The sequence below is a fragment of the Gemmatimonas phototrophica genome (assembly GCF_000695095.2).
Lineage (GTDB): Bacteria > Gemmatimonadota > Gemmatimonadetes > Gemmatimonadales > Gemmatimonadaceae > Gemmatimonas > Gemmatimonas phototrophica.
The window spans coordinates 999,644-1,025,879 of the sequence record NZ_CP011454.1; the positions used below are offsets into that span (position 1 = coordinate 999,644).

The window sequence follows — 26,236 nt, forward strand, 5'->3', positions numbered from 1 at the left end:
TCAGCCGATCGTGAAGATGATTTTGCCCGCGTCGCCGGACTTGATGAGGTGCATGGCCTCGTCCACCGCTTCGAGCGGCAGGCGGTGCGTAATGACCGGCGTGGGGTCGAAGGCACCGGAGCGCACAAAGCGCGACATCTGGTGCCAGGTGTCGTACATGCGACGGCCAACCACGCCGTAGATGGTGAGCCCCTTGAAGATGATCTCGGTGGCGAAATCGATGTCGATGGTGCGCGACGGAATGCCGAGCATGTTCACGCGGCCGGCCGGGCGGGCGAGCGCAAACGCCTGGTGCACGGCGCTCGGGACGCCCGACATTTCGAGCACGACATCGGCGCCGTGTCCGTCGCTGGCCGCCATGACGGCGGCGTGGGCCTGGTCGGGGTGCACCGCGTCATGGGCGCCCATGGTGCGCGCCAGTTCGAGACGCTTGGGGTTGATGTCGGTGGCAATGATGCGGGCCGCCCCCGCCGCCTTGCAGATGCCCACCGCAAAGGCGCCAATGGGGCCGCAGCCGGTGATGAGCACGACGCTGCCGGGAATGTCGGCGGTGAGGGCGGTGTGGAAGGCGTTGCCCATGGGGTCGTGGATGCCGCCAATGTCATAGCTGATGGCGTCATCGAGGTGCCACACATTGGTGGCCGGCATGGCGATATACTCGGCGAAGCAGCCGTCCCGATCCACGCCAATGATCTTGGTGGAGGGGTCCACGTGGGCGTTGCCCGTGCGGCTGAAGAGCGAACGGTCGTCCACGATATGCCCTTCGGCGGTCACGCGGTCGCCGATTTTGACGCTTTCAACGAGGTTGCCCACCGCGACGACATCGCCGGCAAATTCATGGCCGCAGATGAACGGCGGCGTGCACCGGCCGGACGCCCAGGCATCCCACTCGTAGATGTGCACATCGGTGCCGCAGACGCCAGCGCTGCGCACGCGGATGAGCACTTCGTCGTCGCGGATGGTGGGCTCCGGAACTTCCGTGAGGGTGAGGCCGCGTCCGGCGGTCTGCTTCACCAACGCTTTCATGACGCTCCAAGGCTGAACCGGAGACGTGCTCCGGAGAGAGAGGCAACGGGAGGAACGACTAAACTCGCACGGGAGCGGGGGGCGTGGAAGCGGTGCGCGCACGGAATTCGGGCGTCGCTGCGGCGTCGCGGTGATGTAATCGCGCGCGTTCTTTATACGCACTATTGCGCGTTTGAATTATCCACGCGTATATTCGCGGTAATTCAACGACTTGCGCGAACTGTCCACATCCGACTTCCCCAAGCTTCTGATTCACGTCGCATTGGGGCGCGCAGTCCTTATCGGCAACGCGTGGCGATAAAACGGCACGAGTTCCACCCGAAGTTGTGCGTCGCAAGTGCGACTCCCTTGTTTGAAGCTGACCGCTTTGCGTCGGCTTCCGCTTCGCCGTCGTTGCTCGCGCCTCTGCGCGGAACGGTGGCGTGCTCCGCTGTCCCCACCGCACAGCGTTTGAGCGCCGACACGGATTTTCCCATCGGTTTCGTTGCCTTCGGAATGGGTGCAACGTCTTCCCACAACGAGTCTTGCGTGGTCACCGCCGGAAAAATGGTTGTGACACCACGGTCCAGGTCTGCAACGCGCGCTGCAGCGCGGTCGCGGACATTCCACTACCCGCGCCTCTTCGAGGCCGTGTAGCGCAATACGACGCGGTGCATGCGCCGCCCGTGTTGTGCGCTCACCTTTCCACCGGGGGAAAGTGAGCATTTCCACCTCTCGTGAGAGGGTTGTTCAAATGGCTCCTGCCAAGAAGGCCGCCAAGAAGGCGGCGAAGAAGGGTGCGAAGAAGGTCGCGAAGAAGGCCGCCCGCAAGCCGGTGAAGAAGGCTGCGAAGAAGGCTGCGAAGAAGGGCGCCAAGAAGGTTGCCAAGAAGGCCGCCAAGAAGGGCGCGAAGAAAGTCGCCAAGAAGGCCGTAAAGAAGGCGGCGAAGAAGGGCGCGAAGAAGGTAGCCAAGAAGGCGGCCAAGAAGGGCGCCAAGAAGGCGGCCAAGAAGACCCGTAAGCCTGCGAAGCGCGCCAAGAAGGCGCCTGCTGCTGCCCCGGCTCCTGCCGCGGCGTAATTCGCTCGTTAGCGATCTCGCAGTACCCATACACGCGAAAGGCGCCGGCTTGTCTGCCGGCGCCTTTCACGTTTCTGTCAACTGTTCTCAGCCCTGCGTGAGGCGGCTTGCCTTACGCCATGCTGGCTGACGGCAGGTGAGCTCAGGCGTGGGCGGCGACCAGTTGGGTGGATTCGTCTTGCACGTCGCTTTCGTCCGGTACCGGACCCCAGACAAACGCCGAGAAGCGCGTGGCGCGCTCGCCACGACCGCCGTCCGCGATGACGATGCCAATGGGTTCCTGACTTTCCGTTGGGGGCAGCAGATGCTTGAGTCGCATAATGGGTGATCCTCCACCCGAGGTGTGAAGCGCGCAGAAGCCGTGGGCGCCGTTCGGTGTCACCGTAGACGCACGTTGACGCTGATTCTAATAGCAGGGTTGGTGCCAATTGCCAGAAGTTTTCTATCTCGTTCATTGACAATGGCTTAATGGCACTCTGCGTCCCGTCCCGGGACGGCTCGTGTCCTCTTGACACGTCACAAAAACGACAAGGCGTGTCGTTTCGCGACACGCCTTGAAAAGATCCCCGCCAGCCAGTGGTTACGCGACGGCGGCTTCCTTCCGCGCCATGAACGTTTCGCGGCGGTTGGCGCTGCGCTCCACGCTGATGGTCCAGCCGCTGTAGCGCGACGTGAGCTCTTCAATGGGAAAGGCCTCGTCGACCGTGCTGTCCGTGCCGGCGACGATGGTTTCCACCAGGTGCACACCGCCGTCTACGGTGGCGCTCTGCAGCACCTCAATGACCCGCGCCCGATCCTGCGCGGAGAGCCCGGTAAACGCACTGGGCGTGCAGACTACGGCGTGCAGCGCCACGTCAGGGGCCCAGGCCCCCAGGTCGGCGCAGTAGCCACGAACGCGCTCGGTGAGCCCTGCGGCCTCGGCAGCCCGCACCACGCGCTCCACGGCGTCTTCTGCCGGCTCCACGGCCGTTACGGCGGCGCCCCGGGCGGCGAGATAGAGGGCCGGGCCTTCGCGCTCCGCACCGGCCACCAGCACATGACGGTCACTCGTGTCGGCCAGCTCGCGCACGAGCATGGCGTTCGGATCGAGCCCCCAGTGCTCCGGCTTGCGGTACTCCTCAAGCATCTTGAGGCGTCGGCGCTTCCAGGTGGCATACGCGGGGAGCCGCAGGCGCCGCGAAATGATGCGGTCCACTTCCTGCCACACCAGAATCTCGGTGAGCGCGATCTGGTCCGCCTTACGGAGGGCCTCAACCGCTTCATCACCGATTTTCAGCAACGAGCCGCGCGAGACCGAGTCTTTGTAGTCCTCGATTTCGCGCTCGACGTACAGCTCGTACTCGTACTTGAGTGACCGGGGAGAACTGATAGCGCTACCCCTCGGGGCGTGGAAGGAATGTGGATAACTTATGTCCGATCGGGAAAACCGCAAGGGGCACTTTTGTGATTCCTTGCACGCTAAGTATGTAAAATCACAAGCGTTTGCCCGTCGACCCGTCGGAAACTGCCCGTTGCCCCCATCTCTTGAGCTATGCCGGAACTTCCAGAAGTTGAGCACGCCGCGAGCCGCCTGCGCGAGGCGGTTCTGGGGCACACGATTGCCCGGGCTGCCGCGCTGCACCCCAGCCAGCAGCGATGCTTTCCGGAAGCCGCCCAACAGGCCGTGGTGGGGCTCCGTATTGACCGGATCGAACGCCGGGCCAAGGTCCAACTGCTGCGCCTTTCCAATGGGGCCGTACTGGAGGTGCACTTCCGCATGACCGGCGACTGGGAGTTCACCGCGCTGGCTGACGCCCCTCCGCGTCTTGAGCGCGTGCGCTTCGAAACCCTGGAAGGCACGCGGGTCAGCCTGGTGGATGGGCGCGCATTCTGCGTGGTGACGCTGCACGCGCCCGGCCAGTTCGTGCCCATTGCGGCCGGTCCGGAACCGCTCACCGACGACTTTACGGTCGACGGTTTTCTGGCATCGCTTGCCAAGCGGCGCGCCCCTATCAAGCCTGCACTGCTTGATCAGCAGCTGGTGGCTGGGGTGGGCAACATCTACGCGAGTGAAGCGTGCTGGGAAGCGCGCATTCATCCGGCCACCGCGGCGAATACGCTCTCACGTGCACGCGTGACCCGGTTGCGTGATGCCATTCAGCTGGTACTCCACACCGCACCCACCGGACGGTACTACGCGCGTGATGACGTGAATGAGCGAGAGATCTGGCGCGTGTATGGAAAGGATGGTGACCCGTGTCGTCGCTGCGGCTCACGCATCTCACGATTGGTGCAAGCGGGGCGCAGGACCTTCTATTGCGGGCGATGCCAGCGGCGATAGCAGCTCCGGGAGCGGCGGGGGCACTACCGGAGCCAACCGCGGTTCCACGAACGGACTGCGCTTTCGTGAAGACGAAAATCCCACCACGCCGCGCGCGTGGACCGCACGTTCAAACGCCACGAGTGTATCGCGCGCGGTGGCGGCCCACGTAAACAGCGCGGCGCGGTGCCGTCCGGCGTCGCGCAACGACGCCCGCAGTTCGGCATTCTCTGCCAGTTGCTGCATCACCTGCGCCATCCCCGTGGCATCGTCCCATGGCACGTAGCGCGCCGCACTGCCGGCGACCTCCGGGAGCGAGCTTTCGTGCGAACAGATCACGGGCGCGCCGGCCCGCATGGCCTCCACGACCGGTAGTCCAAACCCTTCGTACCGCGAGGGAAACACCAGGGCGATGCAGCGCCGATAGAGCGTCGTCAGCTGCTGATCACTGACGTATCCTACATGCGTCAACCAGGGCGCCCGCCCCAGCAGCCCCCGCGTTTCCCGCGCCGGTGATGGGCCGCATTGTACGAGTGGGATACGCACACCACGGGCCCACAACGCGTCCATGGCTTTGTACAACGTAGGCAGGTTTTTGCGCGCGTCCTGTCCGCCTACCGTCAGAAAGAACGGGCCGGTCAGCTGTGCCGCGTCGAGTGGCGTGCTGTCGTCGGCGAGATGCAGCGGGAGATCGTCGGCCGCCAGCAACGTGACGCTGATGCGCGAGGCATCCGCCCCCACCTTGCTCACCAGTTCGTCGCGTGAAAACGAGGAGTCGGTCACGATGGAGTGGCTCAGCTGCGCGGTGCGGACATAGCGACGCTTGTACTTGGCGCGCTTGAGCACCTTCCACCACCGGTGGTCCAGCTGCAGCATGGGTGAGATGTCGTGCACCGTGACCACCATCGTGGCCTCGTGCGCTGGTGCTGTGACGAAGTTCCACGGATACCACACCACATCAGCCGTGGTGTGCGGTAGTCGATCCACCGTCTCCACCCACGTGCGCGCATTCAAGGCAGGATGCAAGGTCTGCAGCAACGTGCGCATGGCCTCCGTATCGCCAGCCCTGTCCACGTACATGGTGAAGTGCAGGTCAGGGCGTTGCTCGCTGAACTCGCGCAGCAGGTTGTGCACATATCGGCCAATACCCCGCTGCTCCTGCAACAGTCGGCTGGCCTCCACCGCGAGGTGACGCACCGCCATGGGGTGGGCATTTCCGCGAGCGGGCATTCGGCAACCGGGTGAGGGACACAGCACGACACTCGTTACTGCAACAACTGGCAGCCTCTGTACCCTACGTACACGCCACTGCCAGTTCTGTACTGGCCGTCACAACCGCATCAGCCCATCGCCTCCAGCAGCGCCCCTTTCAGATATCCGGTTTCCGGCACATTGATGAGTTCGGGGTGATCCAAAGGCTGCCCCGTGAAGGCCCGCAGCGCAAACCGCCGTCCGCTGTCGGCCACCGCCTCACTCAACATCTCGAAGAACAATCCGCGCGACAGATGAAAGCTGCAGCTGGCGGTGAACAGCAGTCCGCCCGGTGCCAGCAGCTTCATGGCCTGCAGATTGATGTCTTTGTATCCACGCAATGCGCCATCCAGCGCCCCGCGCGTTTTGGCAAACGCCGGCGGGTCCACCACAATGGTGTCAAACGTGCGCCCTTCCTTGTGCCACGCCCGCAGCACGTCAAACGCATCGCCTTCCACCGGTTCAATATTCGTCAACCCGTTACGCTCGGCGTGCTCATGCACACGCGCCAGCGCCGGAGCCGAGACGTCCAACGCGCACACATGATCGGCGCGCTTGGCGAGGTGCAAGGCAAAGCTGCCGTGGTACGCAAAACAGTCCAATGCCTTGCCGCGAGCCAGCCCACCAATGAGCACGCGATTTTCCCGCTGATCGAGAAACGCGCCTGTTTTCTGCCCATCCCACGGCGCCGCGATGTAGCGCACCCCGTGCTCCAGCACTTCCACCGTCCGGGGCACGTCGCCGAACAGCAGCTTCACTTCCCGCGGGAGTCCTTCGCGATCACGCGCGGCCGGGTCGTTGCGCGCCAGAATACCCGTGCATCCCGTCAACTCCCGCAGCGCCCGCACAATGGTCTCGGTCCACACATCCACGCCCGCCGACAGCAGCTGCACCACCAGCGCGTCGCCGTACTTGTCTACCACCAGACTGGGGAGCCCGTCCCCTTCTCCGTGCACCAGTCGATAGGCGTTCGCCTCCGCCGCCAGTGGTGCCCGACGGGCAATGGCGGTGCGCAGGGTGTCGTACCACCACCCCTCGTCAATCACCCGCTCCGGGTTGGCCTCCATCCGGCGCAGCGAAATTTCCGAACGCGGACTCCAAAGCGCCCAGCCCAATGGCGCACCATTGGCCGCCTCCACACGCACCACGCCGGCGGGCAATTCCGGCACCCGTTCCACATCACTGCGAAACACCCACGGGTGCCCGCCACGCAACCGTTCCGCCCCACGTCGCGACACCACGGCCACCTCTCCACCCACCATCGGCGCTGTGGCATTGCGTCGCGGCACCGTGCCGCGGGGCTCGCCCGCCGACTGACGCGAACGGTTTCGTTGGGAATGACGGCGGTCGGGGCGATTCACAGGGAAGTCTCGGCGAAATACAGGAAGGGTCGGCGCACGGCGCCTCGGCGGTCAGGCAACGCGCGCTGTACTGGGCACATACTGGTCAAGGCCGCGTTCACAGCGTGTCAGACGTTCCTGTACCGTGCGCAGGAAACGCTCATGATTACGCTCGACGGCATCGTTGCTGGCCTGCTTGTGCCACAGATGATAGCAAACCGCGGCGAACTTGAGATTGCGGCGCTCAAGTCCGGCATTGCAGAGGCGGGTGGCAAGTTCACTGTCTTCGCGCCCCCACCCCTCTATGGCTTCATCATACCCGTTGACCTGGATCAGGTCATCGCGCCAGAACGCCATGTGACAGCCGCGCACTCGGCGAAGCCCTCGCCGCTCTCCGCGAACAAAGCGCGCCAGCCAGGGCAGGTGGAACGCGTTGACGCGGTTCTCTATGCCTGCCGTGAACGGACCCAGCGCCGTGGACTGGCCACTCAGCAGTCGCTCGGTGAGCGTAGGGGTGAGCAGCGCACGTGATCCCTGCACCCACGAGCCACGCTGAGCGAACTGGACGTGCGCCGCAATGAATCCCGGATGCAGCACGATGTCGCCGTCAATTTGCACGACGTAGTCACCGCGCGCGGCGGCGATGGCCTTGTTGCGAATGGCGGCCAACCGAAAGCCGGTATCCTCGTGCCACACGTGCACGAGAGGCACTGGCAAGCGCTTCACCTCGCGTTCGACCAAGGCCCGTGTCTCACTGCCGGAGCCATCGTCGGCAATGAGCACTTCGTACGGCATGACCTGCTGATTCCGCACACTGGCCAGCACCAATTCCAGTGCCCGTGGCCAATTGTACGTGGCCACCACCAGGGAAATGGTGGGGGCTGGCACTCCACTCACCGCGACCGACCGCTGGCCACCGCCGCCGCGGCGCGCTTGGCGGCCTTGATCTGCGCAATGGCTTTGGTGTGCTGCGCAAACGTTTCGGTGAACTCGTGCCCACCATCAGCGCGCGCCACAAAAAACAGATACGGCACATCGGCCGGTGCGAGCGCGGCGGCAATGCTGGCTTCGCCCGGGTTGGCAATGGGGCCCGGGGGCAGGCCGGGATACTTGTACGTGTTGTACTTCGACTCGACTTCGAGATCCTTGTAGAGCACGCGCCCGACGTGCTGCGGCAGCGCGTACTGCACCGTGGGATCGGCCTGCAACAGCATGCGCTTCTTCACGCGATTCCAGTACACCGCGCTGATGAGCGGCCGCTCTTCAGGCTTCCGCGCCTCTTTCTCAATGATGCTCGCCATGGCCATCGCGTCGTGCCGCGAGATGGCCATGACCTTGAGGCGTGCGTCCCATTCGGGCTTCCACACGTCGAGGAAACGCTCGATCATGGCATTCACCGCTTCGCGCGCGCTGGTGCCATCGGCAAAGCTGTAGGTGGCCGGGAAGAGATACCCTTCCAGTGAGGGCACCGGCACGTTCAGTTCGCGCAGCCACGCGGAATCGGTTACCGCCGCACGAACCGAGTCTTCCGGCACGCGCAGGGCTTTCGCCAGAACCGGCGTGATGTCGCGCAGGTCGAACCCCTCGGGAATGACGACCGTGCGCACGAGGCCGCGCCCGGTGACGAGCGCGTTCAGCACGTCGCGGTACCCGGCGTCCGACGCAAAGCGGTAGGTGCCCGGCTTGATGTCCGTGGCGCTCCCCGTGAGCCGCGCAAACAGCCGGAACAGGACAGGGGAGCCAATGACGCCTTGGGCCTCGAGTGAGTCGGCAGCCACCCGCACGCTGGCGCCCTTGGGCACCACGACGCGTGCCACCGCCCCGGACGGACTCGCACCGCCGCCAATTTCACGCCACACCCACGCGCCCATCACAATCGCTGCCGCGAGCACGGCAAGGCGAATGACACGCGAGTTTTTGGATTTCTTACGAGGCATGGTTGAGTGCGTGGGCTCTGGTGTCCCTGTAGGGCCGAGTGGGATTGGACCTGAACGAAGGAGGTGAAGAGGTGAGGAGTTGGGGAGAAAAACGCTTAAAGGCTCTCCTCAGCTTTTCACCTCTGCACCTCCGTCCATCAGGCACTACAACACCTGCAGGCACGACAACACCTGCCCAGCACGAATTACACGTCATCTGCCGACAGATCGCCGCTGGCCACCACCATTTCCCCGAGCTCCACTCCCTGCGACGCGGCGCGGAGCACACTCTCCAGCAGCACACACGCCGCCATGGCGTCGACGTCCCCTTTGCGGCCACGCGTGGATCCACCCTGCTCGCGGATACTGCGCAACGCCGACGACGTGGTGAACCGCTCGTCCACCAGTCGAATGGGGAGCGACTGGCGCGACGCCAGCTTGGCGGCAATCTCACGCACTTCGCGCGTGCGATCGGTCTCGGCGCCGGCCGGGTCGAACGGCAGCCCGAACACATAGCCCGTGGCCCCCAGCTCCTCGGCCTGCCGCATCAGCTCGGCCAGCGGTGGGCGTTTGCCGGCGCGGCGCGTGAGGACGCCAACCGGCGAGGCCAGCATGCCCAGCTCGTCGCTCACGGCGAGCCCGATCCGCTTATCGCCCCAGTCTACGGCGAAGAGCCGACCCACCTGCGACATCAGGCTTCCGCCATCTGTTCAAAGAACTCCTGATTGCTCTGCGCGCGCTCCATGCGCTTGAGCAAAAAGAGCATCGCTTCGTCGCTCGGCATGTCCGCCAGGAACGTGCGCAGCAGGAACGTGCGCTGCTGCTCCTTGGCGGTCAGCAGCAGCTCTTCACGCCGCGTTCCCGACTTGTTGATGTCGATGGCGGGGAAGATGCGCTTTTCGGCCAGTTTGCGATCGAGCACCAGCTCCATGTTGCCCGTGCCCTTGAACTCCTCGAAGATCAGCTCGTCCATGCGCGAGTTGGTCTCGATGAGCGCGGTGGCCACAATGGTGAGCGAGCCGCCCTCGGTGAGGTTGCGGGCGGCACCAAAGAACGCCTTGGGCTTCTGCATGGCCGTGGCTTCCATGCCTCCCGACATCAGCTTGCCACCCTGCGGGGCCACCGCGTTATGAGCGCGGGCGAGGCGGGTGATGGAGTCGAGCAGAATAACGACATCCTTGCCGCTCTCCACGAGCCGCTTGGCCTTTTCGAGCACCATGCCGGCCACCTGCACGTGCCGTTCCGCCGTTTCGTCGAAGGTGGAGCAGATCACTTCGGCGCTGGGGCAGTTGGCCTGCATATCGGTGACCTCCTCGGGGCGCTCATCAATGAGCAGCACGATGAGCGTCACCTCCGGATGGTTCTCGGCAATTGCGTTGGCGAGCTGCTGGAGAAGGATGGTTTTGCCGCCCTTGGGGGGCGCCACGATAAGGGCGCGCTGGCCCTTGCCGAGGGGGGCGATGATGTCGCAGATGCGGGTCGCCACTTCGCCGTTCTTCCGTTCGAGGTTGAGTCGCTCGTCGGGGTACTTGGCCGTCAGGTTATCGAAAGCGCTGCGCAATTTGGACTGCTCGGGGTCACCACCGTTGATGCGCTCCACCTTGAGGAGCGCGAGGTACCGTTCCCATTCCTTGGGCGGGCGCACTTCCCCCATGACCGTGTCACCGGTTCGGAGGTCGAAACGCTTTACCTGGGAGGGGGAGACGTAGATGTCGTCGGGGCCGTGCAGGTAGTTGAAGTCCTGGGCCCGCAGAAAGCCGTAGCCTTCGGGGAGGACTTCGAGCACCCCTTCACCGTAGAGCGTCGTTTCGGTTTCGAGCAGGGCTTGCTCGATGCGGAAAATGAGTTCCTGCTTACGGAGCCCCGTGACGCTGGTGAGTTGCAATGACTCAGCCAGGGCCAGGAGTTCAGGAACCGATTTCCGCTTCAGCTCGGCGACGTGCACTAGGCAAAGAAAACGAGGGGAGCGCGGGGCTTGCCCTGAAAGGCGAAGCCATGCGCGCGGCAGGACTCGAACCTGCGACCTTCTGCTCCGGAGGCAGACGCTCTATCCAACTGAGCTACGCGCGCAATACGGCATTCAGCGCTGGCAACGAACTGCCCGCGGGGATCCGCCTGGCGAGCCGGACCCCGGAGGCCCAGGCTCGCAATCAGACAGGGGAACCTAACCGGGCGGGGGGGATAGGGGCAAGGAAGGGGCGCGGTCTGTGGCCAATGCGGTCCGGCGCCTAGCTTTGCACCAGCGGCCCCACAGGCCACACCTCATTGGAGCACCAATGCGCGCGTATCTCGTGCTCGCAACATTCGTGGCCCTCGCCGGTCGTCTCCCCGCCCAAGGCGCCGTCGACACCCTCGCCGCCGTGCGCGTGGTGGCACCGCGCATGGTCACGCCGCGGGTGATTGCGTCGGTCACGATGGACCGGTTTGAGGGGGGTGCCCCCGTCGAGGGCGTGCGCGATGCGGTGCTTCTGGGGAAGGAGCAGATCGCCATTGTGGATTGGCGGCATCCGCGGGTGCAGCTGTTCAGTTATACCGGCGAGTTCAAGGGGCGCATGGGACTGAAGGGAGATGAGCCCGGGCAGTTTGCGCTACCGTACCGCATGGTGTCGTGTGGCAATGGCAACATCACGGTGCTCGACATTGGCAACCGACTGGTGAACGAGTTCTATCAGGATGGCACGCTCCGCTATACGGTGCCGCTGGCGGCGCCGCCGCAATCGTTGGCCTGCTGGCCCAACGGCGAGGCGGTCGGTGTGTTTGTGCGTGCGGACTCTACGGGGATGCTGCGCGCCAATGTGCGACCGCTCGATACGTTGGACGTGCCGCGGGCGCCACTGCTGAGCGTGCCCGCCGGTGAGGTGCTGCTCATGGGCGCGGCCCTGCAACTGGGTGCCTCTCGCTATGGAGTGTGGCACGGTACCGGCGACACCAACACCATCACGTTTCGTTCGTGGCCCACGCTGATTCCGCGCGAAGACTCGGTTGGCACCAGCGGGCGCCCCACGACCCAACTGCTGAAGCGCGCCGCCATTGAGCAGCTGGCCCGGGAAGCCGATATCCCCACGCGAGCGCGTGTACAGCTGATGCTCGATCTGCAGAAGGTGCCGACTCGCACAACGCTGCCCGCCTATCGTACGGTTCTGGTGGACAGTGAAAGCCATGACGCGTGGGTTGTGACCTCGCCGGTGGGCAACCGGCGGCTGGACATCACCATCCTGTCAATCGATGGCCAAAGCCGTCGCACCATTCGCCTCAATGGCTTTGAGCTGCTGTCGGTGCGCGGCGATGAGGCGCTGGTGGTCGGTGAACGTCTGGCGGATGGTAGCGCGGAGTTGGTGGTGTATTCGGTTGCCCTCCCGTCTCCACCTCGCTGATGGGCTGGATACCCCCCGGGGGAGATGGGCAACAATTGGCATGCGTTCAAATGCATCCCCGTGCCGTTTTCGGGTGACAGAGAAATGACGTTCGAGGGCTAGTGTAGCGCGGAGTCTGTTCGTGTCTCTCACCCTCTGAAGCAACGGCGGGCCAGTGCCTCCCATTTCGTCATGTCAATGCTGAACACACGGGGCGTTTCGGCGGCTGGCACACCGGTTTCAGTCGTTGCGCTCATTGCCATGCTGGCGTGCACCGGGGCGGAAAACACTCCAGTTGATTCGTCCTCCAGCCTCGAACTTGCCGCCGGCGACCACGTCGATTCCGGTGCCACGGGAACCGTCTTCCTGCCCGTCTCCGCCTTGGAGGCCCGCGATGGCGACCTCATCCTTCGCGTCAGCACCACCGGCCAGGTACGCTCCGAAGCGGTCGTGCCACTACGCGCTGAGGTGGCGGGTACAGTGGCGCAACTAATCATGCGCGCCGGCGACCAAGTGGCGGCCAGAACGCCACTCGTGAAGCTCGACCCGTATCCGTTCGATCTCGCGGTACGCGAGGCACAGGCCCGCGCCGACGAAGCGGAGCAGCGCTTTCTCGAAAGCTATGTGCCGGAGTCTCTGGTCACGGGGCGCGGGCCCACCCCCGAGCAGCGCAAGGCGCTCATGAACAAGTCGGGGCTCACCGGTGGGCGGTTACTCCTGGAACGGGCTCGCTACGAACAGGCCCGCGCCGTGGTCACCAGCCCGGTGGCGGGGGTGGTGCAAAGCATTGATGTGGCGGTGGCTGAAAAACTGTCTGCCGGTCAACCCATTGCCACCGTGGTGGACACGCGCAGACTGCGCGTGGAAGCACAGGTACTGGAGCACGACCTGTCGCTCATACGTGTGGGCGGCGAGGCCATTGTCACCAGCGCCGGCGCCCCCGACCGGCCGCTGCGTGGACGCGTGGATGCGTTGCTGCCACTGGTGGACAGTGTGGCGCGCTCGGGACGCGCCATTGTGCGCCTCACCGGCGATGGCACGCTGCGCCCGGGCATGTACGCCGATGTGCAGCTCGAAGCCACACGCCTGCGCAATCGGCGCCTCGTACCCACACGGGCGGTCATCGAGCGCGATGGACGCCCGTTGGTCTTCGTGGTGAAGGACGGGCGCGCGCAGTGGACGTACATCGTGCCCGGGCGCAGCAATGGCGTGGACACCGAAGTGCTCCCCGATAGCAGCACCGGCGAAATTCCCGTGAAGGCCGGTGACCCGGTAATTGTGGAAGGGCATCTCACGCTCACCCACGATGCGCCGGTCAAACTGTTGCCCAAGCCCGACTCACGACCGCGCACGCCTACGCCATAGCGCGGGAGACCACGCATGAGTCTCGCCGCCGCTGCTGTTCACCGCCCGGTTGCTACTGTCGCCGCCATTCTTGCCGTGCTCCTGCTGGGCGCGGTGTCACTCACGCGGCTGCCCGTCTCGCTGCTCCCTGATGTCGCGCTGCCGGTGCTCACCGTGCGCACAGTGTACCCCGGCGCCGCGGCCCCCGAAGTGTCGCGATTCGTGGCCGAACCCATCGAGCAGGCCATTGGCGCCACGCCGGGGTTGGTGGAGCTGCGCAGCGTGAGCCGCAACGGCGAGGCCACCACCACAGCGCGCTTTGCCTGGGGCACCGATATGCGAGCCACCGTGCTGTCGGTGCGAGAACGGCTCGATGCGTCGCGGGGCGCCCTTCCACAGAAAGCAGAACGCCCCACGCTGCTTACCAGCGACCCCGGTGAGCGCCCCATTGCCGTGCTGGCCATGACATCGCGCCCCAGCACGGGGCAGGGGCAGGGGGGCGCCGACCTGCGCACACTCGCACGCACCGCCGCCGAGGTACACGCACGACGCCTCGAGCAAATTGAAGGCGTCGCCAGCGTGGCCGTGGCCGGCGCACCGCGCGACGAGATTCGCGTGAGCGTCGATCCCGATCGACTCCGAGCACTCGGCGTCACCACCGACGACGTCGCCGAAGCGATCAAGCGGCAGAATGTCACCGGCGCCGGTGGCACCATTCGTCGCGGACAGTTTCGCTTCGCCGTGCGCGCACTCACAGAGTTCCGCAGCGCCGACGAGCTGCTCGTCACCCCCTTTGGTCCACCACAACGCGGGTTGCTGCTGCGCGATGTGGGTACGGTGCAGCTTGCCCTGGCCGAGCCAGATACACGCACACGCCTCGATGGCACCGATGCCGTTGGACTCGTGGTGTACAAGGATGCCGGCGCCAACACGGTGGCGGTCACCTCGCGGCTCATGGCGCAGGTGGCGCAACTCGAGCAGGAGTATCCGGGGCTCGCACTCACCGTGGTGGCCGCACAGGCTGATTTCGTCGTCGACGCGCTCTCCAACCTCGGACAGGAAATCGTCGCCGGCGGACTTCTTTCGCTGCTCGTCATACTGCTCTTCCTGCGCGACTGGCGTTTGTCGCTCGCTATTGGCCTCACGGTGCCGCTGTCGGTGCTCATGGCACTCGTCGCGCTGCAGGCGCTTGGCGTGAGCATCAATGTGCTTTCCCTTGGCGGTCTCGCCCTCGGCACTGGCTTGTTGGTGGATACGGCTATTGTGGTGGCCGAAGCGGTAGGGCGGCGGCGCGACGAAGGCATGCCGCTGCGCGAGGCGGCCGTTACCGGTACCAATGACGTGGCGGCGCCGCTCTTTGCCGGTACGCTCACCACGGTGCTGGTGTTTGGGCCCATTGTGTTTGTGCAGGGGCTGGCCGCAGCGCTCTTTCGCGACCTGTCGCTGAGTGTCGTGACCACCGTGGCGGCCAGCCTGTTGCTCGCGCTCACGCTCATGCCGGTCATGATTGTTGGGCGACGGCGCCGGGAGCCAATGGAGCACCCGGCGCCACACGCTCCACAACCTGCGCGCAATGGGCGTCTCGACAAACTGGGTGCACGGCTCGCCGCCTCTTATGAGCATGGCATGCGCTGGTCGTTGGCGCATCCGGCGGCGGTGTTGGCCATGGCCGGTGCGCTGCTCGCGGTCACGGTCGTACTGGTGGCGCGTCTCCCCAAGGAAATTCTTCCCCGCGTGGACGAAGGCGTACTGGTGGCGCAGCTATCGCTGCCGCAGGGCACCGCGCTCGACGCCACCACTGCACAGGTCGCGCGGCTGGAACGCGCCGCCCGCGCACTCGGCGCGCGCGACGTCTACGCCCGAGTGGGCAAAGCCACTGACGAAGAAGTTCTCGCCGGCGCCGACCCGGGGTCGAGTGCGTCGGCGCAGCTCATCATTGCCGTACCGGAGAACCGCGACGCGGCGCGCCTCGCACAGCAGCTCCGTGCCGCGGTTCCTGATCTGACGCAGGGCTCGTTGGCCATTGACCTCGCGGGGCAGTCGGAGTTTGGCGCGCTCATTGGCCGCGAAGGGAGCCTCGTGCGTGTGGAGCTGTCGGCCGCATCGGCTGCGCTATCGCAACAGTGGAGCGACTCGGTGCGCCAGGCACTGCAGGCGTTGCCCGAGTTGGCCGATGTGCGAGATGCCTACGCCAGCACCCAGCCGCTGGTGGAGCTGTCGCTGCAACGCGACCGGTTGGCCGAGCGTAACATTGCCCCGCAACAAGTGGTGAGCGCGCTGGCGGGCGCGCTGGGTGGTGTGCCGGCCAGCGAACTGAGGGAGACAGACCGGCGCACCCCCATTGCCGTGCGCTACGCCGGTGTGGCCAACGAGAGTCTCGACGCCGCGCTGCGCACGCCGCTCAACGGCGTGCCGCTGTCGCAACTGGTGCAGGTGCGTGAAACGCGTGCGCCACTGGAGGTGGTGCGCGTGAATCAGCGCCCCGTCAGCCTGGTGGAAGCGCTGGTGGAAAGCGGCGGCACCGCGCGCGCCAATAACGAAGTACAGCGGGTCCTGGGCGCCATGACCTTTCCACCCGGTATCAGCAGGCAGGTGGGCGGTGCCGACGCCGAACGCGAACGCACCAGCAACGAACTCGTGCTGGTGGCGGTGCTCGCGGCGGCACTGGTGTTTCTGGTAATCGCCGCCGAGTTCGCAAGCTTTACCATTCCACTGGTGGTGATGCTTACGGTGCCGCTGGCTGGTGCAGGTGCGGTCATTCTGTTGTGGCTCACGGGACAATCGCTCAACGCGGTGAGTCTCATTGGCATTGTGGTGATGATCGGCATGGCCGATAACGAAGCGGTGGTCAAGCTGGATGCCATACGAGCGCTGCGGGAGCAGGGCGTACCGCTGCACGACGCCATTCTGCAGGGTGGCGCCAGGCGGCTGCGCGCCATTGCCATGACGAGTATTACCACCATCACAGGCGTGTTGCCGCTGGTCTTAGGTTGGGGGAGCGGCGGATCGCTGTATCAGCCGTTGGCAGCTGGTATCATTGGCGGCAGCATTACCGCCTTGCTTGTCACCTTCTTCCTGCTCCCCACCGCGTATGCGGTGCTGGAGAAGAAGCGCGGTGCATAAGTGCGCGCGATAAACCGGTTGAAGCAGCGATGCGCGCGCTCATAAACGCCGCCACGCGGCGCCCCGCCGTCATGTGGGCGCTGGCGGTGGCGTTGCTCATGGCCGGCGGCATCGCGTTCACGCGACTGCCGCTGGCCACGCGCACGTCGGTGGAGCTGCCTCGACTCATGGTCAGCAGTTACTGGCCTGGTGCGTCGCCGGAAGTCATCGAGACATACCTCACGTCGCCCATTGAAGCGGCGGTGCAGGGAGTGCGCGGCGTGAAGCGCGTGAACAGTACCAGCCGCGACGATGCGTGCATGCTCACGGTGGAACTCGAACCGCGCGCCGATGTGCCGCTCACGCGACTCGCCATTCTCGAACGGCTCGAACTGCTGCGGCGAGAACTGCCCCCCGGGGCCTACCAGCCGCAGGTCAGCAACTACGTGCCTGAAGGGCTCGAAGAAGCGCCGCTGCTCTCGCTCACCATTGGCGGGCCGTACACGCCGGGCACACTGCAGCGGGTGCTCGAGGAACGGGTGCAGCCGCGCCTCGCGAGTGTGCCGGGAGTGGCCGGTGTGTTTGCGCGCGGAGGTACACAACGCGGTGTATCGGTGAGCTACGACGCAGCGCGTTTACGCCAACTCGGCATTCCCCCCGAACGACTCGCGCAGGTCGTGGGAGCATCTCGGGTGGTGCAATCGCTCGGCACGCTCAGCCAAGGTGGACGGGTCCGTGCGGTGGTCCTGCACGATGCGCCGGCGGCCATTGCCTCGCTCGACTCGCTGCCGGTGGTTGGCGCGGGGGGGCGACGCTTCCGCCTGAGCGAACTGGCGGTGGTACGCGCTGACGAGGATGCGCGTGGCCAGTTTTTTCGTATTGACGGCCAACCCGCCGTGGCGCTCGACATCACGCGGCATCCGGGAGCCGATGCCATTGCCACCGCCGCAGCGCTGCGCACGGAGATTGCGGCGGTGCAGGGTACGCTCCCTACCGGAGTACGCCTGGTCATTGCTGTCGACGAAAGCGAAGGGCTCGCGCGTGAACTGAACGATCTCGCCAAACGTGGGGCGATTGCCACGGTGGCGGTGTTGCTCGTACTCCTGCTGTTTATGCGCCGCGTGCGTGCGGTAGCGGTGGTCATGGGTACGACGTTGGTGGCCATTGGAGGCACGGCGCTCACGCTCTACCTGTTCGACATTCCGGCCAATCTGCTCACGCTCGCCGGTCTGGGGATGGGCGTGGGTATTCTCGTGCAGAACGCCATAGTGGTGGTGCAGCGGCTGCTGCGCGAACCCGAGGGCGCGGCGTCCCGCGCCGAGGTGACGTATCGCATGGCGCCGGCGGTGTTGGGAGGTTCGCTCACGACGGCGGTGGTCTTGGCACCGTTTCTCTATTTGCAGGGAGATGCTCGCGCCGCGTTTGCACCGTTCGCGCTGGCGTTTGTGATTGCGCTGGGGTGGAGTGTATTCACGGCGCTGGTCATGGTGCCGGCGGTGGCCCGTGGGCTGGGCACGATGGCACGTGAAGCGGAGCAGGAGGTACAGGCTTCGCCCACATGGCCACGTACCGCGCGCGTGTACGAGCGGGTCATGCTGTTCACCGTGCGCTTTCGCTGGACGACGCGACTCGTTGCCGTGGCGTTGCTCGGAGTGATGACGTGGGGCTTCGTGGCCAAGGTGCCCAAGTCGAGCTTCGGAAACTGGGGTGAACGGCGCAGCACGCTGTCGGTAGGCGTCACGTTCCCGCGTAGCTCCGACCTGGCCACGCTCGACGCCGCCCTGCGCGACTTTGAGCAGCTCGTGAGCAATCGCCCGCAGGTGGAGCAAGTGCGGACCAGTGGCGGTGGCGCGAGCGCACAAATGGTGGTGCGCTTTACGCGCGATGGCGGCATGAGCGCGGAGCCACTCGAACTGCAGGAACTGCTCACGCAGCGCGCGGTGCTGGTGGGTGGCGCGAGCATCTACGTATCGGGCGAGGGCCCCGCGTTTTCGAACGGCGGCGGTGGTGGCACCATGTCGAGCTTTCGCGTACAGGTCAAAGGCTTCTCCTACGAGGGCGTCGATAAACTCGCCGGTGACCTCAAGTCACGGCTCGAACGCATTACGCGGGTGCGCGACGTGCGTGTCACGAGTGGTGGCTGGTTTGGCGGCGAGCGTGGCTCCCAGGTGACGCTCGAACCAGACCGCGTGGCGCTCGCGCGATTCGGGCTTACGGCCGAGAGCTTTGTGGCCGCTGTGTCGCGCGAAGTGCGAGGGCCCGTGGGGCAGCAGCGGCTCGAAATTGGCGGCGAAGAAATGCCGGTAACGGTCAAGGCGAGCGGTGCGCGCGATCGCCCACTTGCCGAACTCGAACGCGCGCTGCTGCCATCCATGTCGGGCACGCCGGTGCGCATCAGCGATGTATCGCGCGTGGCCGAACGGGAAGCGCTGGGCAGTGTGGTGCGCGAAGACCAGCAGTACATCCGTCAGGTAAGCTACGATTTCCGCGGCCCCAACAGGCTCGCGCAGCGCACGCACAAAGCGTTTGTGAAATCGTTGTCGGCACCGGCCGGTTACACCTTCACCGATCGCACTGAGGGTGGTTTCGGCATGGACGACGGCAGCCAGCGGGGGCTCTGGCTCGTTTTCGCACTCGGTGTCGTGCTCGTGGTGCTGAGCGTGGCACTGGTATTCGACAGCATCTGGGGCGCGGCCATGGTGCTGCTCTCGTTGCCGCTCGCGCTGTGCGGCGTGGTGGCCGCCTTCTGGTTCACCGGCGCCGCCTTCACTCGCGAGGCGGCCGTGGGCGTCATTCTCGTGGTAGGGCTCTCAGTCAATCAAACCATTCTGCTGGTGGACGCCGCACTCGCTACGCGCAAACGCACCGGCCCCCTCAGCGCTGAGCAGGTAGTGCACGCCGCGCTCGATCGCGCCGGCATGATTGTGCTGGTCACCTGCACGGCATTGGCGTCGCTGGCACCGCTCAGCATTGGCACCGCTACCAACACGCTCTTTGGCGCCATCGCCCTCGCCACCGCCGGCGGCACAGTGGCCGGCACACTCGGCGTGCTCTTTTTTATGCCGGCGCTGCTTGTTGGCCGCACCGCGTCGACGCGAACGACGGGGGGAGCTGTGCCTGATCGAGAGAGCTGAGGAGGTGAAGAGGTGTGGAGAACGTCCTTAACGGTTGTTCTCCTCAACTCCGCACCTCCCCACCTGCTTCGCTCGGGCACAACCCACGTTCCCGAACAACCAATCTCAGCCCAAACGCACCACTACTTATGCGACAACGTCCACACGTACGCCGAGACGGCGGTGATTTGCGTGTCATTGAGGTTCATGCGTCCGCCACGGGCGGGCATGGCGTTGGGCCGGCTCGCCACCTTGAATTTGTCCTTCGGCACACCGCTTACGATGATTGCCCGAATTTCTTCAAAACTGCCAGTGGTGAGCTGATCCCACTGCGTGTCGGCGAGCACCGGGCCGTTCGCGGCACCAACGCCCTTGGCGCCGTGGCAGCGCATGCAGCCGCCGTTGTTGAAGAGCGAATCACCCAGCGCGACAGCGGCCGGCGTGACCTCGGGCGGCGTAACGATTTTGGCGGCCGTGCCAGCGCCGGTCGCACCAGCACCACCCGAGCGGCAGGCGGCAAACACCAGCAAAAGCGAGAGTGCAGCAAGTGAGCGCATGAGAAAACGGCTGATGGTGGGTAAAGGGGTGCAGCCGAACCGGACCGCAATGTCCGTCAGCGGTAAACGTGCATCCACTTGGCCGACATCGCTATTTTTCAACCATGACAGCCATTGCATATCTCGGAACGGGGCTGCTGGGTAGCGGCTTCGTGGAGGCCGCGCTCGGTCGCGGCGACAGCGTCACGGTCTGGAACCGCACTCGTGAGAAAGCCGAGGCGCTCGCCGCCCTTGGCGCCACCGTGGCAGACACCCCGGCAAATGCCGTACGCGGCGCCGAACGGGTACACCTCGTACTCAAGGACGACGAGGTGGTGGAAGAGATCGTGGCCGCCCTGCGCCCCGGACTCGGCGCCAACGCCATCATCTGCGACCACACCACCACGCAGCCGGCGCTGACGGCCGAACGGGCCCAGCGGCTCAATGCCCAAGGGGTGCACTATCTGCACTGCCCTGTGTTCATTGGCCCCGCCGCAGCGCGTCTGGCGCAGGGGATCATCATGGCCAGCGGCCCCGAGGCGCTCTTTGCCCAGGTCAAGCCGGCGCTGGAGCAGCAGGCCCAGAAGGTGGTGTACTGGGGCGAGCGTTCCGATCTCGCGGCGGCCTACAAGCTGATGGGCAACGCCTTCATCATTGGCCTGGGCGCGCTGGTGAGCGATGTGTTTACGCTCGCGGCCGGCAGCGACGTGTCGCCAGCCGACTCCCTCAAGCTGCTGGAATTTTTCAACCCCGGCACCATGCTGCAGAACCGGGGCAAAAAGATGAGCGAAGGCGATTTTGCGGCGAGCTTCGAGCTCACCATGGCCCGCAAGGACTTACGACTGATGCTCGAAACCGCCGGTGCTCGGCCCCTTGCGGCACTGCCCAGCATTGCCGCGCGCATGGACGAAGTGATTGCGCAGGGGCACGGGGCCGAGGATTTCGGCGTAATTGCGCGCGATGCCGTTACGGCCGCGCGGGTCCCATGATGTTCTTCGTGAAGAGCGCGATGGCAACGGCGATAATCGCGATCTGACCAATCGGACCGACGGCAAGCACCACCTGGAAGATCGACGAGATCAGGAGGAGCGGAAGCTTGATGATCGGCAGCAGGAAGTCGGCGTTGGCCGGATGATCGAAGAACGGCATTGGCGGGGGCTGGTTAAGGGTCCGGGGCGAAAGCTACAAGCCACAGGGGGCAAACTGCAGCCCCGGGCCGGGGGTTCCGTATCGCCGGTCGGCCGGCCCGATATTCGAACGAATTCCCCTCTTCCGGTGTCCAAGGGATAGTGTCCTACATCACGTGCCAGCCCTAGCCGACATCCAGCGTCATCTTGGTGACGATTTCACCCTTGAGCGGGAGCTTGGGGGTGGGGGCATGTCACGGGTCTACGTGGCACACGACAAGCGGTTGGACCGTCGGGTGGCCATCAAGGTCTTGCGCCCCGAGCTGGCGGCCGGGGTGAGTCTGGAGCGGTTCCGGCGGGAAATCCGCCTGGCGGCGTCACTCCAGCACCCGCTCATCGTGCCAGTGCTGGACACGGGAGAGATTGACGGCCTGCCGTACTTCCTCATGCCGTTTGTGGAGGGGGAGTCGCTGCGCACCCGGCTGTCGCGTGGGCGGCTGTCGGTGGTGGACACGGTGCGTATCCTGCGCGACGTGGCCCGGGCTCTGGCGGTTGCGCACAGCCGCGGGGTGGTGCACCGCGACATCAAGCCGGACAATGTGCTGCTGGCCAACGATGCGGCGGTGGTGGCGGATTTTGGCGTGGCCAAGGCCTTTGCCAACGCCCGTCACGGGGGGAGCGGTGAGTACCCAACGGGTATCGCGCACACCACGGAAGGGGTGTCGCTGGGCACCCCCGCCTACATGGCGCCGGAGCAGGTGGCCGCCGATCCGCAGGCATCGTTCCCCATTGATCTGTACGCCGTGGGGGTGCTGGCGTACGAGATGCTCACCGGGGCGCCGCCGTTCACGGGGCGCCCGCCGCAGCAGATTATGGCGGCGCACATCGCCGAGAAGCCGGTACCGGTGCAACAGCAGCGCGCCGATATCCCGCCGGCTCTCGCCGGCCTCATCATGCATTGCCTGGCGAAGGATCCGGCCCAACGCCCGGTGAATGCGGCGGCGCTGGTGGAAGCGCTCGAGGACCCGCAAATGATGAGCGGCAGCTTTACCCCCATCGCTGATGATGGCAGTGGAAGCGAAGCGTTGCGCGTGCTCACCGGTGGTCAGCCGCGGATGCCGGCGCGCACGGGGGCGGGAAAGGTGCGGGCGTGGATGGCTGTGGTGGGGGCCTGTCTGGTGGCCGCTATCGGGTGGTGGGCGGGGCTTCGTGAGGGAGAGGCCATTGTCAGCGGTGCCGCCGACAGCACCACGTTGGCGGGAGTCGCTGCTCCCGACACGATGCCCAGCGTGGCGGTGTTGCCGTTTGTCTATCTCAGTGCGGATACGTCGCAGGCCTTTGCCGCACAGGCCATCACCGAGGCCATCACCGATGCGCTCACCCGCGAGCGCGGGCTGCGTGTGCATTCGCGCGCGGCCTCAGAGGCACTGCAGCGGCGGCTGGCGGCGGGCGATACCGCGCGGGTTCCGGTGCGCACCCTGGTGGAAGGGGTGGTGGAAGTGCAGGGCGAGCGCGTGCGGCTCACGGTGCGATTGGTGGACGCGCGTGATGGCTTTACGCTGTTCGCCGACCGGCTGGAGGGAACCCGGGACAACTTGTTCGCCATGGAAGACGATGTGGCGACCGCGATGCGCGACCTGCTGCGCTCGCATTTTCAGCTCCCGGCGGCGGCCGACGGTGACAGTCGAACGAGCAGCGCGCAGGATTCCTCGGGGAATCGGTTCCAATAGTCCAACAGCACTGGACTGGACAGTCCGAAAATGAGGGTGTTCCCCTCTCGGAATTTCGGTCCAGACTCATGTGGAACGCCTTGCCAATTGCGGTGGACAATGCATTAGGATGTAGAGATCGGACCTCCCCAGCCGAATCACCCGATGTTTGTCCGTGCGTCGAGCGACGCACGTCTTTCACCCACCGGAGCCCATTTGCCAACCCAGGATGACATAGGATTGAACGCGTCAGCAGCAGGCGCGTTCGTTACCCCGGACGCAGACGAACTTCTGACGGAATCGCGTGAACTGTTGCGCGAGGTGTTGCCCCCACTGGTACGCCGCGAACATGAGTGGGCCGGCGCTCTTGTGCATGTCCGGACACACATGGCCAGAGTCATGCAGGCGCTGCGGCTGCACGCCGGGGTGCCTTCGGCGTATGCTGGCGACGAAGACATCCGGGTATTGGTCCACGAGGTGTATCTGAGCGTGGCCGGCGTGGTGGGGCTGCTTGATGATGGCGCCCAGTCGGTGGGCCGGCATCCGTTGCACACGGGTCGCTATGTGCGCGTCACGGTGGCCAACGCCATGCAGACGCTGGCCACCATGTGGCTCCCTGCGGTACCGGTATTCCGCGTGTCGCCCCGCCTCATGATGTAACGTGGGGAATGACCACCCCGCGGTCTTACGGCGTGGTCTTCTTGAGATGTTGCGCGTACCACCCCAGCAGGCGGGTATGGAAATCCGTCCAGTCATCCATCGATGACAACGGCACACCATGCCCGCCATTTGTATAGGTCACCCACGTGACCTCTTTCCCCAGCCGTCGCAGCGCGTAATACATCTCGCGGGTGTTGATGGCCGGGACGTTGTGATCCTGCTCGCCGGTCATGAGCAGCAGCGGTGTGGTAATGCGATCGGCAAACATCACGGCCGAATGCGCGATGTACTTCTGGGGCTGCTGCCAGAGCGTGGCGCCCAGACGATCCTGGCTCTTTTCGGCGGCGTGCGTATTCCGTACCCCCAGGCGCGGTGAGTCGGTATAGAAACTCACCATATCCACCTTGCCGCTGATGTTGATGGCGGCCTTGAAGCGTGCGGTTTGCGTGATGAGCAGATTGGTGGCGTAGCCACCGTAACTCGTGCCGTGCACTCCCAATCGGGTGCTGTCGGCAATGCCCAGCTCAATCACCTTGTTGGCGGCGGCCGTCACGCTTTTCACCCACGCTTCGCCCGGAAACCCCACGTCAAAACGCACGCTGGGCTTGACCACCACATAGCCGTTGGCGTTGAGCAGATTGGCGGTGGCGTCCCAGCTGTCATTGAAAAAGTCTTCGTAGATCAACATGACCGTGGGGTAGCGCTGCCCTTTCACGTAATTGGCCGGGTAATGCACGACGCCAAACTCACGTGCGCCATCCGCGTCGAGCCATTGCAGCAGTTCCGTTTGCCCCAGGGAGGTCTGCGCGAGCGAAGGATTGGCGTTCGTGAGCGGTTGCCAGCTGGTCAAGGCGCCCCGCAGCGCAAACAAGTCGGCGGGACGATTCCCGGCGCCGGCGCTCACCACCAGCGTACTGCCATCGGCAGACACCGTGCTGGCGCCAATGATGCGGGAATCGGTGGGCACCGTATCCAGCCGCCGCGCGGCAATGTCGTAGCGCAGCATGGCGCGCTCCCACGCCGTACGCGACTCCATGGTCATGAGCAGCTGCTGATCGTTCTGCATGGCCCCGACATATCGCACCCGCGGTGTGGTCAGCACCGAGTCGCTGCTGGCTACGATCATGGTACGCTCACGCGACGCGGTGTTGAGCAGCCACACGCCATCACGATTGGTCGCCACCAGCGCGGACGTGCCAACCCACGCGACGGGCGTGAATCGTTCGCGCGCCCGCCGTGTACGTGCGGTGCTGGAGGTATCGCTGCGCGGTGTGGTGTCCCCCGCAAGGCGGGTCCGGGACGTATCCCCAAGGATGCCCACGAACAACTGATCGTCGCGCGTAAACGCGTAGCGCCGGCCGTCCCGGTCCCACACCGGGCGAATGGTGCGCAGGGAGGGGAAGAGTTGCGTGGGGGCGCCACCAGCGGTCGGGCGCACCCACAATTGCTGCTCGGTCCCACCAATCACGTCGTAGTCGGTCTTTTTGGTGATGTCCTCCGAATACACCACCAACTGCCCGTCGCGCGTGAGCTGCCACTGCTGGCGCATCCCTTCCGGCAGAACTTCAGTCAATGCACCACTTCGGCGATCGATTTGCACGACCGATTCCACCGCGCCCAGCCGCTGCAGCCCATTCCAGGCGAGAAATGGTTCCGTACTCGACTGTACAATGCGCGGCCCCGTCGTGAGTCGGGCAAACTCGGCCGTCGCCTTTGTACGCCACGCCTCGCTGCGCACGGCCAGCACGAGGCTGGTGCCGTCAGAATTCCACCGCATATCCGAACCGGCAAAAGCGTAGCGCCCCCCTGGGATGGTCAGCGAGCGCGTCCGCCGCGTGGCGCGGTCCCACAGCAGTACGTCAAAGCGGTCGTCCTGCCGTTGTACCAACACCGCCAACACGCCCGCGTCCGGGCTCCACGCCGTCCCGCCTATGACACGGGGCTCGGTGAAGAGCGGGATCCGCTCACCGCTCCGCGTATCAATCACCCACGCCTCCCGTCGCTGTGGTGCGGCGTAGGTGGGATCGCCAAAGTTGCGGTTGTAATCAATCCCCATGCTGCTGCGTGGGCGCGCCATGAGCGCCACGGCAAACCGGCCGTCATCGCTCAGCGCACTCAGCGTCGTGGTGCGGATATCCAGCAGATCATCCAGCCCCAACGTGCGGGGAGCGCCCGATTGTCCAGTACTCGCGGCTGTCGCCGCAGGTTGCGCGCGAAGTGCACCGGTCACAGGGAAGATGAGGGTGACGGCAACAAGCAGCGCGTGGCGGGTAGAACGCGAAGGACGTGGCACGGGAGAGCACCCCGGATGAAGACGTGAGCGTACGGAATCCGGACAAATTGGTGCCCCAACAGGGCTGAGCGTAAGGAAACGCCACCTCCCCAGTACGCCGCCTGTCGGGT

At 65.2% G+C, this 26,236-nt stretch carries 21 protein-coding genes and 1 tRNA gene; 9 read left to right on the forward strand and 13 right to left on the reverse strand.

Annotated elements, in window-relative coordinates:
- A complete protein-coding gene (gene tdh, locus GEMMAAP_RS04165) occupies positions 1 to 1,026 on the reverse strand; it encodes an L-threonine 3-dehydrogenase (protein WP_026850119.1) in 1,026 nt (341 codons plus the stop codon).
- A gap of 733 nt (positions 1,027 to 1,759) precedes the next feature.
- Between tdh and GEMMAAP_RS04170 the strand changes: the two genes are divergently transcribed.
- Positions 1,760 to 2,083: a hypothetical protein gene (locus tag GEMMAAP_RS04170; RefSeq protein WP_179947319.1), complete on the forward strand. Its 324-nt coding sequence runs from the start codon at positions 1,760 to 1,762 to the stop codon at positions 2,081 to 2,083.
- A 142-nt stretch (positions 2,084 to 2,225) separates the two neighbouring features.
- On the opposite strand, the gene GEMMAAP_RS20485 is transcribed toward GEMMAAP_RS04170, so the two are convergent.
- Both GEMMAAP_RS20485 and GEMMAAP_RS04175 read right to left on the reverse strand, forming a co-directional pair.
- The gene (locus GEMMAAP_RS20485; RefSeq protein ID WP_158514727.1) at positions 2,226 to 2,402 is read right to left on the reverse strand and encodes a hypothetical protein; all 177 of its coding nucleotides are present in this window, start codon (positions 2,400 to 2,402) and stop codon (positions 2,226 to 2,228) included.
- A gap of 261 nt (positions 2,403 to 2,663) precedes the next feature.
- Positions 2,664 to 3,362: an SAM-dependent methyltransferase gene (locus GEMMAAP_RS04175; RefSeq protein WP_026850117.1), complete on the reverse strand. Its 699-nt coding sequence runs from the start codon at positions 3,360 to 3,362 to the stop codon at positions 2,664 to 2,666.
- 252 nt (positions 3,363 to 3,614) lie between these two features.
- On the opposite strand from GEMMAAP_RS04175, the gene mutM reads away from it, so the two are divergent.
- A complete protein-coding gene (mutM, locus tag GEMMAAP_RS04180; RefSeq protein ID WP_026850116.1) occupies positions 3,615 to 4,403 on the forward strand; it encodes a bifunctional DNA-formamidopyrimidine glycosylase/DNA-(apurinic or apyrimidinic site) lyase in 789 nt (262 codons plus the stop codon).
- Here mutM and GEMMAAP_RS04185 read toward each other — a convergent pair.
- The 7 genes from GEMMAAP_RS04185 to GEMMAAP_RS04215 all read right to left on the reverse strand — a co-directional run bounded on the left by GEMMAAP_RS04185 (position 4,344) and on the right by GEMMAAP_RS04215 (position 10,959).
- Positions 4,344 to 5,612: a glycosyltransferase family 4 protein gene (locus GEMMAAP_RS04185; RefSeq protein ID WP_082821049.1), complete on the reverse strand. Its 1,269-nt coding sequence runs from the start codon at positions 5,610 to 5,612 to the stop codon at positions 4,344 to 4,346. The genes mutM and GEMMAAP_RS04185 overlap by 60 nt on opposite strands.
- A 110-nt stretch (positions 5,613 to 5,722) precedes the next feature.
- On the reverse strand, positions 5,723 to 6,994 hold the full coding sequence (locus tag GEMMAAP_RS04190; protein ID WP_202969187.1) for a class I SAM-dependent rRNA methyltransferase: 1,272 nt from the start codon (positions 6,992 to 6,994) through the stop codon (positions 5,723 to 5,725).
- A 51-nt stretch (positions 6,995 to 7,045) separates the two neighbouring features.
- Positions 7,046 to 7,861, reverse strand: coding sequence for a glycosyltransferase family 2 protein (locus tag GEMMAAP_RS04195; protein WP_043581264.1), 816 nt, complete (start codon positions 7,859 to 7,861; stop codon positions 7,046 to 7,048).
- A 5-nt stretch (positions 7,862 to 7,866) separates the two neighbouring features.
- Positions 7,867 to 8,910, reverse strand: a complete 1,044-nt coding sequence (gene mltG / locus GEMMAAP_RS04200) for an endolytic transglycosylase MltG (RefSeq protein ID WP_082821050.1) — start codon at positions 8,908 to 8,910, stop codon at positions 7,867 to 7,869.
- A 185-nt stretch (positions 8,911 to 9,095) separates the two neighbouring features.
- On the reverse strand, positions 9,096 to 9,581 hold the full coding sequence (gene ruvX / locus GEMMAAP_RS04205) for a Holliday junction resolvase RuvX (RefSeq protein WP_053334276.1): 486 nt from the start codon (positions 9,579 to 9,581) through the stop codon (positions 9,096 to 9,098).
- A complete protein-coding gene (gene rho, locus GEMMAAP_RS04210; protein WP_026850113.1) occupies positions 9,581 to 10,834 on the reverse strand; it encodes a transcription termination factor Rho in 1,254 nt (417 codons plus the stop codon). Before rho ends, ruvX begins: the two co-directional genes overlap by 1 nt.
- Positions 10,835 to 10,885: 51 nt before the next feature.
- A tRNA-Arg gene (locus tag GEMMAAP_RS04215) sits at positions 10,886 to 10,959 on the reverse strand.
- Between the two features lie 206 nt (positions 10,960 to 11,165).
- On the opposite strand from GEMMAAP_RS04215, the gene GEMMAAP_RS04220 reads away from it, so the two are divergent.
- From GEMMAAP_RS04220 to GEMMAAP_RS04235, 4 genes are all read left to right on the forward strand, one after another.
- Positions 11,166 to 12,263 (forward strand): NHL repeat-containing protein, encoded by a 1,098-nt coding sequence (locus GEMMAAP_RS04220; RefSeq protein ID WP_026850112.1) that lies wholly within the window; start codon positions 11,166 to 11,168, stop codon positions 12,261 to 12,263.
- Between the two features lie 171 nt (positions 12,264 to 12,434).
- Entirely contained in the window at positions 12,435 to 13,607 is a 1,173-nt protein-coding gene (locus tag GEMMAAP_RS04225) for an efflux RND transporter periplasmic adaptor subunit (RefSeq protein ID WP_075071421.1), read from the forward strand.
- A 15-nt stretch (positions 13,608 to 13,622) separates the two neighbouring features.
- A complete protein-coding gene (locus tag GEMMAAP_RS04230; protein ID WP_075071422.1) occupies positions 13,623 to 16,709 on the forward strand; it encodes an efflux RND transporter permease subunit in 3,087 nt (1,028 codons plus the stop codon).
- A gap of 29 nt (positions 16,710 to 16,738) precedes the next feature.
- Positions 16,739 to 19,822, forward strand: coding sequence for an efflux RND transporter permease subunit (locus tag GEMMAAP_RS04235; RefSeq protein ID WP_043581084.1), 3,084 nt, complete (start codon positions 16,739 to 16,741; stop codon positions 19,820 to 19,822).
- 122 nt (positions 19,823 to 19,944) lie between these two features.
- On the opposite strand, the gene GEMMAAP_RS04240 is transcribed toward GEMMAAP_RS04235, so the two are convergent.
- Positions 19,945 to 20,358, reverse strand: coding sequence for a c-type cytochrome (locus tag GEMMAAP_RS04240; RefSeq protein WP_026850109.1), 414 nt, complete (start codon positions 20,356 to 20,358; stop codon positions 19,945 to 19,947).
- 104 nt (positions 20,359 to 20,462) lie between these two features.
- Here GEMMAAP_RS04240 and GEMMAAP_RS04245 point away from each other — a divergent pair, with 104 nt between their 5' ends.
- On the forward strand, positions 20,463 to 21,326 hold the full coding sequence (locus GEMMAAP_RS04245) for an NAD(P)-dependent oxidoreductase (protein ID WP_026850108.1): 864 nt from the start codon (positions 20,463 to 20,465) through the stop codon (positions 21,324 to 21,326).
- Here the strand turns inward: GEMMAAP_RS04245 and GEMMAAP_RS04250 are convergent.
- Positions 21,304 to 21,486 (reverse strand): hypothetical protein, encoded by a 183-nt coding sequence (locus GEMMAAP_RS04250; RefSeq protein WP_026850107.1) that lies wholly within the window; start codon positions 21,484 to 21,486, stop codon positions 21,304 to 21,306. The genes GEMMAAP_RS04245 and GEMMAAP_RS04250 overlap by 23 nt on opposite strands.
- Positions 21,487 to 21,640: 154 nt before the next feature.
- Between GEMMAAP_RS04250 and GEMMAAP_RS04255 the strand changes: the two genes are divergently transcribed.
- Both GEMMAAP_RS04255 and GEMMAAP_RS04260 read left to right on the forward strand, forming a co-directional pair.
- Positions 21,641 to 23,194 (forward strand): protein kinase domain-containing protein, encoded by a 1,554-nt coding sequence (locus tag GEMMAAP_RS04255; RefSeq protein ID WP_158514728.1) that lies wholly within the window; start codon positions 21,641 to 21,643, stop codon positions 23,192 to 23,194.
- Between the two features lie 219 nt (positions 23,195 to 23,413).
- Positions 23,414 to 23,833: a hypothetical protein gene (locus tag GEMMAAP_RS04260; protein WP_026850106.1), complete on the forward strand. Its 420-nt coding sequence runs from the start codon at positions 23,414 to 23,416 to the stop codon at positions 23,831 to 23,833.
- Positions 23,834 to 23,858: 25 nt separating this feature from the next.
- Here the strand turns inward: GEMMAAP_RS04260 and GEMMAAP_RS04265 are convergent, their stop codons facing one another.
- Positions 23,859 to 26,063, reverse strand: a complete 2,205-nt coding sequence (locus tag GEMMAAP_RS04265) for a S9 family peptidase (RefSeq protein ID WP_158514729.1) — start codon at positions 26,061 to 26,063, stop codon at positions 23,859 to 23,861.
- Between the last annotated feature and the right edge of the window lie 173 nt (positions 26,064 to 26,236).

Bases quoted from the DNA above. Each gene is read 5' to 3' on its own strand.
- GEMMAAP_RS04185 (WP_082821049.1), bottom strand. From the start codon at position 5,612: ATGCCCGCTCGCGGAAATGCCCACCCCATGGCGGTGCGTCACCTCGCG.
- GEMMAAP_RS04230 (WP_075071422.1), top strand. From the start codon at position 13,623: ATGAGTCTCGCCGCCGCTGCTGTTCACCGCCCGGTTGCTACTGTCGCC.
- GEMMAAP_RS04240 (WP_026850109.1), bottom strand. From the start codon at position 20,358: ATGCGCTCACTTGCTGCACTCTCGCTTTTGCTGGTGTTTGCCGCCTGC.
- GEMMAAP_RS04170 (WP_179947319.1), top strand. From the start codon at position 1,760: ATGGCTCCTGCCAAGAAGGCCGCCAAGAAGGCGGCGAAGAAGGGTGCG.
- GEMMAAP_RS04245 (WP_026850108.1), top strand. From the start codon at position 20,463: ATGACAGCCATTGCATATCTCGGAACGGGGCTGCTGGGTAGCGGCTTC.
- GEMMAAP_RS04250 (WP_026850107.1), bottom strand. From the start codon at position 21,486: ATGCCGTTCTTCGATCATCCGGCCAACGCCGACTTCCTGCTGCCGATC.
- mltG (WP_082821050.1), bottom strand. From the start codon at position 8,910: ATGCCTCGTAAGAAATCCAAAAACTCGCGTGTCATTCGCCTTGCCGTG.
- tdh (WP_026850119.1), bottom strand. From the start codon at position 1,026: ATGAAAGCGTTGGTGAAGCAGACCGCCGGACGCGGCCTCACCCTCACG.
- mutM (WP_026850116.1), top strand. From the start codon at position 3,615: ATGCCGGAACTTCCAGAAGTTGAGCACGCCGCGAGCCGCCTGCGCGAG.
- GEMMAAP_RS04220 (WP_026850112.1), top strand. From the start codon at position 11,166: ATGCGCGCGTATCTCGTGCTCGCAACATTCGTGGCCCTCGCCGGTCGT.
- GEMMAAP_RS04225 (WP_075071421.1), top strand. From the start codon at position 12,435: ATGTCAATGCTGAACACACGGGGCGTTTCGGCGGCTGGCACACCGGTT.
- GEMMAAP_RS04235 (WP_043581084.1), top strand. From the start codon at position 16,739: ATGCGCGCGCTCATAAACGCCGCCACGCGGCGCCCCGCCGTCATGTGG.
- ruvX (WP_053334276.1), bottom strand. From the start codon at position 9,581: ATGTCGCAGGTGGGTCGGCTCTTCGCCGTAGACTGGGGCGATAAGCGG.
- GEMMAAP_RS20485 (WP_158514727.1), bottom strand. From the start codon at position 2,402: ATGCGACTCAAGCATCTGCTGCCCCCAACGGAAAGTCAGGAACCCATT.